Raw genomic sequence first — 14,418 nt, forward strand, 5'->3', positions numbered from 1 at the left:
ATGACGGCGCACGACCAGGCGCCGGTGAACGCGACGATGATCCGTGCAGCGGATCTCGTCGCGTCGCCGTGGAAGAACGGCGGCGGCGTGACGCGCGAGATCGCCGCGCATTCCCCCAAGGGGACTTCCTTCGGGGCGCCGCCCGGCGCCGCGCTCGACGCGTTCGCGTGGCGCGTGAGCGTCGCGGACGTCGCCGCGGCGGGGCCGTTCTCGCGCTTCGAAGGCGTCGACCGCACGCTGATGCTGCTGTCCGGCGCGGGCATGACGCTCGCCGGCGAAGGCGGTGCGCGGCACGTGCTCGACGCGCCGCTCGCGCGCGCGGATTTCGCCGGCGAAACGGCGATCGACGCGACGCTGCACGACGGCCCGACGCGCGACTTCAACCTGATGACGCGCCGCGCGACGACGCGCGGGTCGGTCGCCGTGTGGCGCGCCGGCACGCATCGCATCGCGCGTGCTGACACCGTGCTGCTGTTCTGCGCGGCGGGGACGGTGCAGGTCGCGCTCGACGGCGCCACCCACACGCTGGAAGAACTGGACACGCTGCGGCTCGACGGGCTGCAGCGTGCGCTTGACGTCGCGATGAGCGGCGACGGCGCGCTGCTCGCCGTGTCGCTCGACGCTACCGATACGAACTGAACGGAACGCATGAAACCGACTGTCTGGCATCACCTGAGGCTGTGTCCGCACGGCCACCCCGACGAGACGATCGACGATGCGGCGATTGCCGTCGACGAAACCGGCGCGATCGTCTGGCTCGGCGCGTTCTCCGCGCTGCCGCACGGCTATGCGCACTGGGCGCGCGAGGACCTGCACGGCGCGTGGGTGACGCCGGGGCTCGTCGACTGTCACACGCACCTCGTGTACGGCGGCACGCGCGCGGACGAATTCGCGCAGCGCCTCGCGGGCGTCAGCTATGAAGAGATCGCGCGGAAGGGCGGCGGGATCGTGTCGACGGTGCGCGCGACGCGCGCGGCCGACGAGACGACGCTGTTCGTGCAGGCCGCCGCGCGCCTGCAGCCGCTGCTCGCCGAAGGCGTGACCGCGATCGAGATCAAGTCGGGCTACGGGCTCGACCTCGCGAGCGAGCGCAAGATGCTGCGCGTCGCGCGGCAGCTCGGCGAGCGCTTCCCGGTGACCGTCTACACGACCTTCCTCGGCGCGCACGCGCTGCCGCCCGAATACGCGGGCCGCGCGGACGCGTACATCGACGAGGTGTGCGAACGGATGCTGCCGGCGCTCGCCGACGAAGGGCTCGTCGACGCGGTCGACGTGTTCTGCGAGCGGATCGGCTTCTCGCTCGCGCAGACCGAGCGCGTGTTCGAGGCCGCGACGCGGCGCGGGCTGCCGGTCAAGCTGCACGCGGAGCAACTGTCGAACGCGGGCGGCACCGCGCTTGCCGCGCGCTATCACGCGCTGTCCGCCGATCACCTCGAATTTCTCGACGAAGCCGGCGTGGAAGCGATGAAGGCGGCCGGCACGGTCGCCGTGCTGTTGCCCGGCGCGTACTACTTCATACGCGAGACGCAATTGCCGCCGCTCGACCTGCTGCGCAAGCATGGCGTGCCGATCGCGCTCGCGACCGATCACAACCCGGGCACGTCGCCGCTCGAATCGCTGCTGCTGACGCTGAACCTCGGCTGCACGCTGTTCCGGATGACGGTGCCGGAAGTGCTGCAGGGCGTCACGCGCCATGCGGCCGCGGCGCTTGGCCGCGCAGGCCGGCACGGCGTGCTCGAAGTCGGCCGCCAGGCCGATTTCGCGGTGTGGTCGGTCGGCTCGCTCGCGGAGCTCGCCTACTGGATCGGCCGCCCGCTGTGCGAGCAGGTCGTGCGCGGCGGGGCGACCGTGTTTCGCCGCACGAACGGATGATGGGACCCACGATGACCGACACGACGTTGTTCGCGGCGCACGCCTACCTGCCTGAAGGCTGGCGCCGCAACGTGCTGCTGCGTTGGGACGCGGCCGGCACGCTGACCGAGGTGACGCCCGACACCGACGCGCCGGCGGGCGTCGCGCGCGCGGCCGGGCCGGTGCTGCCCGGCATGCCGAACCTGCACTCGCACGCGTTCCAGCGCGCGATGGCGGGGCTCACCGAATACCGCGCGAACCCGTCCGACAGCTTCTGGAGCTGGCGCGACCTGATGTACCGCTTCGCGCTGAAGATCACGCCCGACGCGCTCGCGGCGATCGCACGCTGGCTGTACGTCGAGATGCTGAAATGCGGCTACACGTCGGTGTGCGAATTCCACTACGTGCATCACGCGCAGGACGGCTCACGCTATCCGCAGCTCGCCGAGCTCGGCGTGCGCGTGATCGACGCGGCGCGCGCGGCCGGTATCGGCATCACGATGCTGCCGGTGTCGTACCAGTTCGCGGGCTTCGGCAACAAGCCGCCGCGCGACGACCAGCGCCGCTTCATCAACACGCCCGACGGCCTGCTCGAACTGCTCGACGCGATGCGCCGCGCCGCGCCGGAAGACGGCGCGTTGCGCTACGGCGTCGCGCCGCACTCGCTGCGCGCGGTGTCCGAAGCGGGCTTGCGCACGCTGCTCGACGGGCTGCCCGACGACGCGCCCGTGCACATCCACATCGCCGAACAGACGGCCGAGGTCGACGACTGCGTGCGCGCGTACGGCGCGCGGCCCGTGCAGTGGCTGCTCGACCGCTTCGACGTCGATGCGCGCTGGTGCCTCGTGCATGCGACGCACGTCGATGCGGCCGAGACCGCGGCGCTCGCGCAGCGCCGCGCGGTCGCCGGCCTGTGCCTGACGACCGAAGCGAACCTCGGCGACGGCGTGTTTCCGGCCGTCGACTATCTCGCGCACGGCGGCGTGATCGGCATCGGTTCGGACAGCCATGCATCGGTCGACTGGCGCGCCGAGCTGCGCCTGCTCGAATACGGGCAGCGGCTCGTGCACCGCGCGCGCAACGTGCTCGCGAGCGACGCGCAGCCGGTGGTCGCGGATCGCCTGTTCGACGCGTCGCTGGCCGGCGGCGCGCAGGCGAGCGGGCGGCGGATCGGCGCGCTGCGCGCGGGCTGCCGCGCCGACTGGCTCGTGCTCGATCCCGATCATCCGGCGATTGCCGAGCACGACAGCGCGGCGTGGCTGTCCGGCGCGGTGTTCGCCGAGCACGGCGACACGCCGGTGCGCGACGTCTACACGGGCGGCGAATGCGTCGTGCGCGAACGCCGCCATCGCGACGAAGCCGCCGCGTATGCCGCTTACCGCGCCGCGCTGGCGCAACTGCTGCGCTGACGCGCGGCAACCGGCGCGCGCCGCGGGGCGCGCGCCGTCCGACCGACACGGGACCGACATGACCGACCAACCGGCTGTATTCACGCTGAAGCAGGGCACGCTGCCGCTGCTGATCTCGATTCCCCACGCGGGCACGTTCATTCCCGACGACATCGCTGCGACGATGACGCCCGACGCGTGCTTCGTCGACGATTGCGACTGGCACCTCGAGCGCCTGTACGGCTTCGCCGTCGCGCTCGGCGCATCGGTGCTGGTGCCGTCGCACGCGCGCTACGTCGTCGACCTGAACCGGCCGCCCGACAACGAGAACCTGTACCCGGGGCAGGACACGACGGGCCTCGTGCCGGTCGACACGTTCGACAAGGCGCCGCTCTATCCGGCCGGCGCGCTGCCCGGCAACGACGAGATCCTGCGCCGCCGCGACCGCTACTGGCGGCCGTACCATGAAGCGCTGCAGGGCGAGATCGCGCGCGTGAAACGCGAGCACGGCCGCGTGCTGGTGTGGGAGGCGCATTCGATCCGCTCGCACGTGCCGCGCTTCTTCGACGGGCGGCTGCCGGACTTCAACTTCGGCACCGCGAACGGCGCGAGCGCCGCCCCCGGCCTCGCGGAGGTGCTGGCCGAGCGCGTGATCGCGCATGGCGGCTATACGGCGGTCGCGAACGGCCGCTTCAAGGGCGGCTACATCACGCGTCATTACGGCGTGCCCGAGACGGGCGTGCAGGCCGTGCAGCTCGAGCTCGCGCAGATCACGTACATGGAAGAGACGCGTCCGTACGCGTACGACGAAGCGCGCGCCGCGCGGGTGTCGCCGCTGCTGCAGACGCTCGCCGAGACCGCGCTCGCGTATCGCTGAACGCGACCGGCGGCGCATTGCACGAGGCGGCATCGATTCTGCGAATCGATGCCGCCTTTGTTTTGTCAGGGTTAATACCGACGCGGACGCCTGAAAATTTGACGCAATTTTTAGGTGATATAAGCTGAATGTCAGGAAGCCGTCACAAACGACGGCTTGCTTGCGTGTCGCTGCACGGGTTGAACCGCGCACTGCAATGCGACACGTGTTCAGCGTTCATCCGTCAGTCGAGTACGATCGTGAAAGCCGCCAGCCCTTCGATCCAGCGGACGCGAAGTCCGTCGGCGGGCGCGCCGCGTCCTGCCGGTCCGCTCCGGCATGCCGATCGCGGCACGCATTCCGCCTTGTCCAGCGAGCCTCGCCTCACCGTCATGTCCCATCGCGGCCTGCGCCGCTTCAATCTCGTGACCACGCGCGCGTTCAGCGCGATTCAGTGCGACGGCAGCGCGTCGTTGTTGCCCTAGCGCCGATTGCCTCATCCGTTCCGGGCCGCACCGCATTGCGCAGCGCGACGCATGCGGCGCTTCGTTGCGCATGCGCGCGCCGATGTTCCGGGAGACGCGATCATGAGGGCGCGCGCGATCGTCGCCGTGACCGCCGATCGCATGATGCGCGGCGCGCACCCGACGCATGCGGCGGGGGAGAAGTACCTTGCCGCGCTCGTCGACGGCGCGGGCGTGCTCGCGTTCGTGCTGCCTGCGCTCGGCGTGCGCCAGCCGGTCGACGCGCTCGTCGCGGCGGTCGACGGCCTGCTGTTCACCGGCAGCCATTCGAACGTCGAGCCGCATCATTACGGCGGGTCCGCGAGCGCGCCCGGCACGCTGCACGATCCGGCGCGCGACGCGACCGCGCTGCCGCTGATGCGCGCGGCGATCGACGCCGGCGTGCCGGTGCTCGCGATCTGCCGCGGGATGCAGGAAATGAACGTCGCGTATGGCGGCACGCTGCATCAGCGGCTGCATGCGACCGCGGGGTTCGCCGACCATCGCGAGACGCCGTCCGATCCGCTCGACGCGCAATACGGTCCCGCGCACGTCGTGCGCTTCGCGCCGGGCGGCCTGCTGCAGCGGATCGCGCGCGGCGCGTGCGAAGCGACGGTCAATTCGCTGCATGACCAGGGCATCGCGCGCATCGGCGCGGGGCTCGTCGTCGAGGCGAGCGCGCCCGACGGACTGATCGAGGCGGTGAGCGTGCGCGGCGCGCGCGCGTTCGCGCTCGGCGTGCAGTGGCATCCCGAATGGCGGTTCGCCGAGCAGCCGCTGTCGCGCGACATTTTCGCGGCATTCGGCGCGGCGTGCCGCGCGCACATGACGCACCGTATCCGTGCGGCCGTCGACGGCGAAACCGCGCCGCCGGACGCACGTGTCGTGGACTGAAAGAGGCCGATCATGCAACCCGCACTGGACGAATTCCTCAGGCAGCATCGCATCACCGAGGTCGAGGCGATCATTCCCGACATGGCCGGCATCGCGCGCGGCAAGATCATCCCGCGCAACAAGTTCGAGTCCGGCGAATCGATGCGCCTGCCGCAGGCGGTGATGGTGCAGACCGTCACCGGCGACTATCCGGAGGACGGCACACTGACCGGCGTCACCGATCCCGACATGGTGTGCGTGCCCGACCCGTCGACGATCTCCCTGATCCCGTGGGCGGTCGACCCGACCGCGCAGGTGATTCACGACTGCGTGCATTTCGACGGCTCGCCGGTCGAGATCTCGCCGCGCTACGTGCTGCGGCACATCCTCGAGCTGTATCACGAGAAGGGCTGGAAGCCGGTCGTCGCGCCCGAGCTCGAGTTCTACCTGGTCGACATGAACGCCGATCCCGACCTGCCGCTGCGTCCGCCGGTCGGCCGCACCGGGCGCGCGGAGACGGGCCGGCAGTCGTATTCGATCGAGGCCGTCAACGAATTCGACCCGCTGTTCGAGGACATCTACGAGTACTGCGAAATGCAGGGGCTCGACATCGAGACGCTGATCCACGAGGTCGGCGCTGCGCAGATGGAGATCAACTTCATGCACGGCGACGCGCTGTCGCTCGCGGATCAGGTGTTCCTGTTCAAGCGCACGGTGCGCGAAGCGGCGCTGCGGCACAACATGTACGCGACGTTCATGGCGAAGCCGATGGAAGGCGAGCCCGGCTCCGCGATGCACATTCACCAGAGCCTCGCGGATCCGCAAACCGGCCGCAACCTGTTCACCGATGCGAAAGGCGACGTGACGCCGCTGTTTCGCGGCTATCTCGCCGGATTGCAGACGTACACGCCGGCGCTGATGCCGATCTTCGCGCCGTACATCAACTCGTACCGCCGGCTGTCGCGCTTCATGGCTGCGCCGATCAACGTGCAGTGGGGCTACGACAACCGCACGGTCGGCTTCCGCATTCCGCAGTCGAGCCCGCTGGCGCGCCGCATCGAGAATCGCATTCCGGGCGTCGACTGCAACCCGTATCTTGCGTTCGCGGCGACGCTCGCCGCCGGCTATCTCGGCATCGTGCAGCGGCTCGAGCCGACCCAGCCGCTCGCGTCCGACGGCTACGACCTGCCTTACCAGCTGCCGCGCAATCTCGAGGAAGGCATCTCGACGATGGCTGCGTGCACGCCGCTCGCGGAGATTCTCGGCGACAAGTTCGTGAAGGCGTATCTCGCGCTGAAGGAAACCGAATACGAGGCGTTCTTCCGCGTGATCAGTTCATGGGAGCGCCGGCATCTGCTGCTGCATGTGTGAGCGCGCACCACCGCACTCCGGAGGACACGTGACCGATCGCAACGAACCGGCCTGGATCGAGCCGGCCGCCCCCGCGGCCCGCACCCCGCAGGCCCGCACCACCGCCGAATACCGCGCGCTCGACGCCGCTCACCACATCCACCCGTTCTCCGACATGGGCGCGCTCAATCGCGCGGGCAGCCGCGTGATCGTGAAGGCGGACGGCGTCTATCTGTGGGATTCGGACGGCAACAAGATCATCGACGGGATGGCCGGCCTGTGGTGCGTGAACGTCGGCTACGGCCGCAAGGAACTCGCCGACGCCGCGTACCGGCAACTGCAGGAACTGCCGTTCTACAACACGTTCTTCAAGACCACGCATCCGCCGGTGATCGAACTGTCGAAGCTGCTTGCCGAAGTCACGCCGCCGGGCTTCAACCATTTCTTCTACTGCAACAGCGGCTCGGAAGGCAACGACACCGTGCTGCGCGTCGTGCACCAGTACTGGCGCGTGCAGGGCCGGCCGCGCAGGAAATACGTGATCTCGCGTCGCAACGGTTATCACGGTTCGACGATCGCGGGCGCGACGCTGGGCGGGATGGACTACATGCACGAGCAGATGCCGTCGAAGGTCGAGCACGTCGTGCACATCGATCAGCCGTATTTCTTCGGCGAGGCACAGGCCGGAGAAACGCCCGAAGCGTTTGGCCTCGCGCGTGCGCAGCAGCTCGAAGCGAAGATTCTCGAACTCGGCGCGGAGAACGTCGCCGCGTTCATCGGCGAGCCGTTCCAGGGCGCGGGCGGCGTGATCTTTCCGCCGTCGACGTACTGGCCGGAGATCCAGCGGATCTGCCGCGAGTACGACATCCTGCTCGTCGCCGACGAGGTGATCGGCGGCTTCGGACGCATCGGCGAATGGTTCGCGCACCAGCACTTCGGCTTCGAGCCGGACCTGATGACGCTCGCGAAAGGGCTGACGAGCGGTTATGTGCCGATGGGTGCGGTGGCGCTGCATGACCGGGTCGCGCAGGCGCTGATCGAGCACGGCGAATTCCATCACGGGATGACGTATTCGGGCCATCCGGTCGCGGCGGCGGTCGCGGTCGCGAACCTGAAGCTGCTGCGCGACGAAGGGATCGTTGCGCGCGTGAAGCGCGACATCGGCCCGTATTTCCAGCGCCGGTTGCGCGACGCGCTGGGCGGGCATCCGATCGTCGGCGAGATTGCCGGCGCGGGGCTCGTCGCGGGCGTTCAGCTCGCGCGCGAGCCGGCGCGGCGCGTGCGCTTCGAGCATGGCGGGGAGGTCGGCACGATTTGCCGCGACTTCTGCTTCAACGGCAACCTGATCATGCGCGCGACCGGTGACCGGATGCTGCTGTCGCCGCCGCTCGTGGTCGGCGAGGCCGAGGTCGACGAGATCGTCGAGAAGGCGAAGCGGGCGTTCGATGCGACGGCGGAGCGGGTGGGGATCGGCTGAGCGGGTGGGGTGATCGGCGTGTGCGAAAGGCTGCATCGCGAAAACGAAAAGGGCCTGCGTCGTGAGACGCAGGCCCTTGAATTCTTTGGTGGGCGGTACTGGGATCGAAAGATGGAATCAATGGCCCTGCTGTACTCCAAGGCGTGAGGTGCTGACGACTGGATGGGGTTTTACGTCAAATAAAGGGGGCGGAATGTTATTGGCTGTGGCACGATGTATTATAGATCGTGCCGTTATCTACTAAAGGTTGTGCCATGAAAACGTTGGATGTGTCTCAGGCTGCTGCCGCCGCACATGCGGGCGGTGTCCTGTCGGCTGTTCTCAAGGCTGAGGGCGGTTCATTTTACGTCGAGCTGGAGACGCGGACGGCTGGAACGGCCGTGCTGGTCACGTCGAACAATCGCCGGCCGCGTGCGTTTCGGAACCCCGTCAAGGCGCTTGAGGTGATACGCGAACTTGGGTTGCAGTCGGGGCGTTTCTCGCTCGAAGCATGGCGACCCGATGAGGTCGAGATCGAGCGTTCAAGCCGTCCCGATCGGGCAGCGGCGATGAAGCAAACGCACGCGAATGCGGCGGCCTATGACAAGTGGTTGCGCGAGCAGGTGCAGGCGTCGATCGACGACCCGCGCCCGAGTATCGAGCATGAGGACGTAATGAAAAAGGCTCTGGCCCGCGTCGAAGCGATGCGAAAGGGGAAGCGTGCTAAGACTTAAGTGGCGGCCGATGGCCGAGGAAGACCTGTTGGGTATCTTGGAGTTTATCGGGGAGGACGATCCGGATGCTGCGTTAGCCCTGGTGCATACGATTCGTGAAAAGGCGGAGGGGCTGAGGGTTCGCCCGAGGCTGTACCGAGCGGGGCGCGTATCAGGAACGCGAGAGATGGTGGTGCATCACAACTACATTGTCGTGTACAGCATTGATGCAGACATAGTCGAAATTCTGAACGTGAAGCATGCGCGGCAACAGTGGCCAGATTGACGGGGGGGCAGCATCAGCTAGAGCGATTCTTTTTGCAATAGTGTGCAGTGTATAAGGCTGGACTAGACCAAACAGACAGCGTCAGATCGTCTGACTCGGTTCGGCCATCAAGAGTCGTTCGTCGTGGGCGCCCTTTGGATACGGTGTCCACGCAGCATTGAATTCAAGCATTGGCGCCTCGCCAGTCAGTGTTCTTCGTGCCATCCGAAACCCAATGCTGCCGAGCGGGCGTAGTCGGGATTCTTAATTTTGAACCAACTGTGCGTTCTCCCTGCGCCATTGCACCGCTATGTGTGTGCGGCGCTGCGAGGAGGGCGCACTCGGGAACCCGGAGGAAGCCGAGACGTGGTGAGCGGCGCGACGCAATTGAACTGATGGCCGCCGCGTGCGGGCTTTTCCTTTGCGACAAACTTGGGAATATCATCTGATATATCCCTTTCCTTTTGCGAAGCGATGAAACCACCTTTCAAAAAGGCGACTGTCGCAGCAGCGGCTGCGCAGGCCGCTGGCAACTCGCCCGCTTCGTTAAAGCTCGTTGTTGTGTCGGCACCGCCGCAGCAGAAGATAAACAAGAGCGGGCCGTTTGATCTACCGTTGGTGAGGCCAGAATACCCATACTTCTCTCACCGTTTGGTCGATCTCGTTAGGAAGATCAAGGAACTGCCTGATTTCTCGGACGACAAGGGTGTTGCCGTAATGTCTGACTTTGGAGGCGAACACCCGACGGCGCGCTTCTATACGTACTCGTTCCTCTTTCTCGCCTACGACAAGGTCGGCCCGTTTGCCAAGAAGGTAAAGGAACTGAGGGAAAAACACGGGCTAGTCGCGCCCTACAGCGAATTCGCCTACAAGAAACTTAAGAGCGGCCCGAGAAGCCGCGCGCTCCCTGAATACCTCGAACTGGTCGATAACTTTATTCACGGTGCGATCATTACCGTGGCTATCGACAAGCGGATTGACACTGTTTTCGCCGCGGATAAGCGGCAAGCGCACCCGATCATTATCGAGCACTTGTCAAGCCACAGCCTCGGCACTTGGGACGGTCATGCCGCCGAGAAGTTGCTTCGCGTTTGCAACATACTGGCCGCGTTCACGTCATTGTTGGTAACTGACAATCAAAAGTTCATTTGGTACAGCGACAACGATCTAATCAACGAGGATTATAAGGAGCGGAACTTCGCCGACACACAGGCGACGTTCCTGCGTGTACTCGCACTGTATACAGAGCAGGGTTTTGCTGGCGGGGGATTTGGCAAATCCTTTACTGAAAAGAGTCATTTGGATGATTTGCTGAGCGTTCCCGACCTCGCTGCTGGCGTGATTCAAGACCTTTTGCAAGAACATCAACTGGGTAAGGAAAAGCCAAGAAGTGAAGAAAAGACAGTTGTGATGAAGTGGATAGCTTCTCCCACCAGGTATCTATCCAAGATAACGCTCCAGGTTGTACGAATGGATAACGGCGAGATCGAGACGGGCATTGTCGATTTTTCCCTGAAGGGGTGACTATGAAATGTTGGATATGTGGGGATGAGGCGGGAACGGGGGAGCATCTCGTCAAGGCATCCGACCTCAGAAATTACTTCGGGCCGGTCTCGCAAAAGACTCCACTGTTCTTTCATACGTCGCGACGCCGAAACGTTAGATTGGGCAGTGTGAAAGCAGACTTGCTGAAATCGAAGGCGCTCATCTGCAATCGTTGCAACAGCAGCCTTACTCAACCCTACGATAGGGCATGGGATCGGTTTTCGGACTACCTTCGGCGGCACTTCATGCCGTTGCCGAACTTAGGCTACGTTGATTTGGGGCGAATCTTTCCGCATCACACTAGGTGCGCCGCGATCTATCTACAGTTGTATTTCGTAAAACTATTTGGTTGCAGAATCATTGAAGAAGACATTCCAATCGACATACGACCTTTCGCAAACGCTTTGCTAAACGCCAAAACGCTTGAGAGTGTGACCCTTGGGTTCGCCTTCTTGAGGGACGACACGGGTAAGAGAAGTGCCGGGGTGACGCACATCGAAGGCATAAACGTGCGTGGGTCTACGGTTTGCGCGACGTGGCTCTACTCCGTTGGCGAACTCAGCGTGTTTGTCGAGTATTCCACGTTGCCCAAGAAATCTAAATCCGTTCGATGGTGGAGGCCGACGCGCCACGGCCGGACAGTGCCGCTGACAAACACTACGCGCTGGGGGATGTAGGCGAGTCGAAGATACTAGGCGAGCGTGAGTGGATAGAAAATAGCTCTATAGTGCGGGACAACACCATCGCAAGCACGCCGCGATGCCCCACAGAATTCGCCGTCGATAAGACGCAGACACGGGTTTCGGCCGTGCTTCGCCAGTGAACGACCGCTCTGGAGAATCGCGGCCGTCCCTTGTGGGTCGATCACGGTCCTTGATGAAGCGACGGCGAAGCAATCTCAGACCTGACTGACGCTGACTGACAGATCCGGTCTCGAGTTACGCATGTGCAGTGTCAGAGCATCCCGTTAGCGCGGGAGATGCGAACGAAAAAAAAGCCCTGCAAGTGCAGGGCTTTTTCTTTGCCTAGTGGCTTTGCGCTGGCGCCGGAGAGAACTGCTCGATCCAGCGTTTGACGCGTCGCCACAAGCGGCGAATTCTTTGGTGGGCGGTACTGGGATCGAACCAGTGACCCCTGCCGTGTGAAGGCAGTGCTCTACCGCTGAGCTAACCGCCCAAAGAAGATGAAATTATGTCAGGGTTTTTCGGGTTCGTAAAGTACTTTCTGCAAATTTTTTCACGGACTCTCGCACAAGTCGGTCAACCGGTCGATGACGGCTCGATCAGATCGAGGATCGAGCCGTCGCGCTTGAGTGTCGCGAGCACGATGCTCGAGTTGATCGACATCACGCCCGTCGCGCGGTACAGCGTATTGATCACGAAATCGGAGTAGTGGTCGAGGTCGCGCGCGCGCACCGTCAGCACGTAGTTCGCCCCGCCGGTGACGATCTGTGCGGACACGACTTCCGGCCACTGCCGGAGCGCGTCGACGAAGCGGTCGTGCCACTCGGGCTCGTCGGGCCGCATCGTCACGTGCACGAGGGCTTCGAACGCGACGCCGACCTGCTTCGGCTCGATCGCGCAGCGATAGCCGGCAATCACGCCGCGCTCCTCGAGCAGCTTCACGCGCCGCAGACACGCGGACGGCGACAGCGCGACCGCGTTCGCGAGGTCCTGGTTGCTGATCCGGCCGTCGCGCTCGAGGTGCCGGAGGATCCGCATGTCGGTTCGGTCGAGGTTCATTTCGCAGGTTCCACTGAATCTTGGGCTGGATATAGCAGACTCTACTGCAAATCCCGCGAATCGTCAGCGAAATGTGAAGCTCATTTTATTTCGTCCTCGATAACATGCGAGCCATACGTTGACCGGGCCGGCGGGCGTCACCGCGCCGCCGCCCGCACCGGCCGCACGCGTCGCTCCGTGCGGCGACGCCGTTCAATCCCAACCGTCACTCCGTCATGTTCGATCACATTCCCGCCTATCCGGGCGACCCGATCCTGTCGCTGTTCCAGGCCTTCCAGCAGGACGCGCACCCACGCAAGGTCAATCTCAGCATCGGCCTCTATTACGACGACGCGGGCAGGATTCCCGTGCTCGACAGCACGCGGATCGCGACCGAGCGGCTGCGCGAAGCGGGCGCGCCGCATACGTATCTGCCGATGGAAGGGCTGGCCGGCTTTCGGCAGGCCGTGCAGCGGCTCGTGTTCGGCGCCGATTGCGCGGCGCTCGCGGAACGGCGCGTCGCGACGTTGCAGACGCTCGGCGGCTCGGGCGCGATCCGGCTCGGTGCGGAGTTCATCAAGCGCTACTTCCCGGACAGCGCGATCTGGATCAGCGACCCGACCTGGGACAACCACCGCGTGATCTTCGCGGCGGCGGGCCTCGACGTGCAGACGTATCCGTATTACGACGCGCAGCGCAACGGCTTGCGCATCGACGCAATGCTCGCGGCGCTCGACGCGCTGCCGCCGCGCAGCGTCGTGCTGCTGCAGCCGTGCTGCCACAATCCGACGGGCCTCGATCCGAGCCGCGACGCGTGGCGCGCGGTGATCGACGTCCTCGCGCGGCGCGGGCTGATTCCGTTCCTCGACATGGCGTACCAGGGCTTCGGCGATGGCCTCGCGGACGACGCGTGGGCGGTGCGGGCGATGACCGATGCCGGCCTGCCGGTGATCGTCGGCAATTCGTTCTCGAAGAACTTCTCGCTGTACGGCGAGCGTGTCGGCGGCCTGTCGATCGTCTGCGCGAACGCGGGCGAGGCCGCGACCGTGCTGAGCCAGCTGCAGGCCGGCGTGCGCCGCACCTATTCGAGCCCGCCGCTGTTCGGCGCGCAACTCGTCGCGACGGTGCTGAACGACGACATGCTGCGTGCGCGCTGGGAAGACGAGGTCGCGGGCGTGCGCACGCGCATCAAGCGCATGCGCGGCACGCTGAAGGAACGGCTCGATGCACGGCTGCCGGAGCGGTCGTTCGACGCGCTCGTCGCGCAGCGGGGGATGTTCGGCTACACGGGCATCGGCGCGGCCGACGTCGATCGCCTGCGTACATTGCACGGCGTCTACCTGCTGCGCTCGGGGCGCATGTGCATCGCGGGCCTGAACGACGCAAACGTCGAGCACGTCGCGGCCGCTATCGCCGACGTGCTCGGCGCCGCGCGGCAAGCGGCCTGACGGTCCAAACCCAACCGGCAAAGGAGCAGACGATGCCAGAGCAGATTCCGGTCGACCTGCCGCAACTCGGCCAGCCGTTCTCATGGGCGACCCGCGCGGGCGGGCTGATGTTTACCGGGCACGGCCCCGTCGACGCGGCGGGCGCGATCGACGGCGACACGATGACCGAACAGGCGCGCCTCACGCTGTCGAATCTCGCGAAGGCCGTGGCCGCCGCGGGTGCGACGCTCGACGACGTCGCGCAGGTGCTCGTCTACTTGTCCGACGTGAAGGACATGCCCGAATTCGACGCCGAGTACCGGCGGCATTTCCGCGCGCCTTACCCGAACCGGACCTGCGTCGGCGTGCAGGGCTTCGCGCATCCGGCGATGCGCGTCGAGCTCGTCGCGTACGTCGCGTTGCCGCCCGTTTCCGGCGCATAGCGGCACGCTTCAACACAGCAACACACA

At 65.6% G+C, this 14,418-nt stretch carries 13 protein-coding genes and 1 tRNA gene; 12 read left to right on the forward strand and 2 right to left on the reverse strand.

The window, feature by feature from the left end; all coding sequences use genetic code 11:
* From HWX31_RS31785 to HWX31_RS31830, 10 genes are all read left to right on the forward strand, one after another.
* On the forward strand, positions 1-639 hold the full coding sequence (locus tag HWX31_RS31785; protein WP_174963404.1) for a HutD/Ves family protein: 639 nt from the start codon (positions 1-3) through the stop codon (positions 637-639).
* 9 nt (positions 640-648) lie between these two features.
* Positions 649-1,872: an imidazolonepropionase gene (hutI, locus tag HWX31_RS31790; protein WP_174963406.1), complete on the forward strand. Its 1,224-nt coding sequence runs from the start codon at positions 649-651 to the stop codon at positions 1,870-1,872.
* An 11-nt stretch (positions 1,873-1,883) separates the two neighbouring features.
* Positions 1,884-3,260 carry a formimidoylglutamate deiminase gene (locus HWX31_RS31795; protein ID WP_174963485.1) on the forward strand — a complete coding sequence of 459 codons (1,377 nt, stop codon included), beginning with the start codon at positions 1,884-1,886 and terminating at the stop codon, positions 3,258-3,260.
* Positions 3,261-3,318: 58 nt separating this feature from the next.
* Positions 3,319-4,116, forward strand: a complete 798-nt coding sequence (hutG, locus tag HWX31_RS31800) for an N-formylglutamate deformylase (protein ID WP_174963408.1) — start codon at positions 3,319-3,321, stop codon at positions 4,114-4,116.
* Positions 4,117-4,682: 566 nt separating this feature from the next.
* On the forward strand, positions 4,683-5,492 hold the full coding sequence (locus tag HWX31_RS31805) for a gamma-glutamyl-gamma-aminobutyrate hydrolase family protein (RefSeq protein WP_174963410.1): 810 nt from the start codon (positions 4,683-4,685) through the stop codon (positions 5,490-5,492).
* Between the two features lie 12 nt (positions 5,493-5,504).
* Positions 5,505-6,842 carry a glutamine synthetase family protein gene (locus HWX31_RS31810; RefSeq protein WP_174963412.1) on the forward strand — a complete coding sequence of 446 codons (1,338 nt, stop codon included), beginning with the start codon at positions 5,505-5,507 and terminating at the stop codon, positions 6,840-6,842.
* 28 nt (positions 6,843-6,870) lie between these two features.
* Complete coding sequence (locus tag HWX31_RS31815) at positions 6,871-8,298, forward strand: aspartate aminotransferase family protein (protein WP_174963415.1); 1,428 nt, start codon at positions 6,871-6,873, stop codon at positions 8,296-8,298.
* 254 nt (positions 8,299-8,552) lie between these two features.
* Positions 8,553-9,011 carry a type II toxin-antitoxin system RelB family antitoxin gene (relB, locus tag HWX31_RS31820; RefSeq protein ID WP_004550170.1) on the forward strand — a complete coding sequence of 153 codons (459 nt, stop codon included), beginning with the start codon at positions 8,553-8,555 and terminating at the stop codon, positions 9,009-9,011.
* Positions 9,012-9,021: 10 nt separating this feature from the next.
* Entirely contained in the window at positions 9,022-9,276 is a 255-nt protein-coding gene (locus tag HWX31_RS31825) for a type II toxin-antitoxin system RelE/ParE family toxin (protein ID WP_174963418.1), read from the forward strand.
* A gap of 453 nt (positions 9,277-9,729) precedes the next feature.
* Positions 9,730-10,779: a hypothetical protein gene (locus HWX31_RS31830; protein ID WP_174963420.1), complete on the forward strand. Its 1,050-nt coding sequence runs from the start codon at positions 9,730-9,732 to the stop codon at positions 10,777-10,779.
* A 1,122-nt stretch (positions 10,780-11,901) separates the two neighbouring features.
* Here HWX31_RS31830 and HWX31_RS31835 read toward each other — a convergent pair.
* A tRNA-Val gene (locus HWX31_RS31835) sits at positions 11,902-11,976 on the reverse strand.
* Between the two features lie 83 nt (positions 11,977-12,059).
* Positions 12,060-12,542, reverse strand: a complete 483-nt coding sequence (locus tag HWX31_RS31840) for an Lrp/AsnC family transcriptional regulator (protein WP_174963422.1) — start codon at positions 12,540-12,542, stop codon at positions 12,060-12,062.
* A gap of 215 nt (positions 12,543-12,757) precedes the next feature.
* On the opposite strand from HWX31_RS31840, the gene HWX31_RS31845 reads away from it, so the two are divergent.
* Both HWX31_RS31845 and HWX31_RS31850 read left to right on the forward strand, forming a co-directional pair.
* Positions 12,758-13,969 (forward strand): amino acid aminotransferase, encoded by a 1,212-nt coding sequence (locus HWX31_RS31845; protein ID WP_174963424.1) that lies wholly within the window; start codon positions 12,758-12,760, stop codon positions 13,967-13,969.
* Positions 13,970-14,001: 32 nt separating this feature from the next.
* Positions 14,002-14,391: a RidA family protein gene (locus HWX31_RS31850; protein WP_059616338.1), complete on the forward strand. Its 390-nt coding sequence runs from the start codon at positions 14,002-14,004 to the stop codon at positions 14,389-14,391.
* The last annotated feature ends 27 nt before the right edge of the window (positions 14,392-14,418 follow it).

This window comes from Burkholderia ubonensis, assembly GCF_902833085.1.
GTDB classification, from domain to species: Bacteria; Pseudomonadota; Gammaproteobacteria; order Burkholderiales; family Burkholderiaceae; genus Burkholderia; species Burkholderia ubonensis.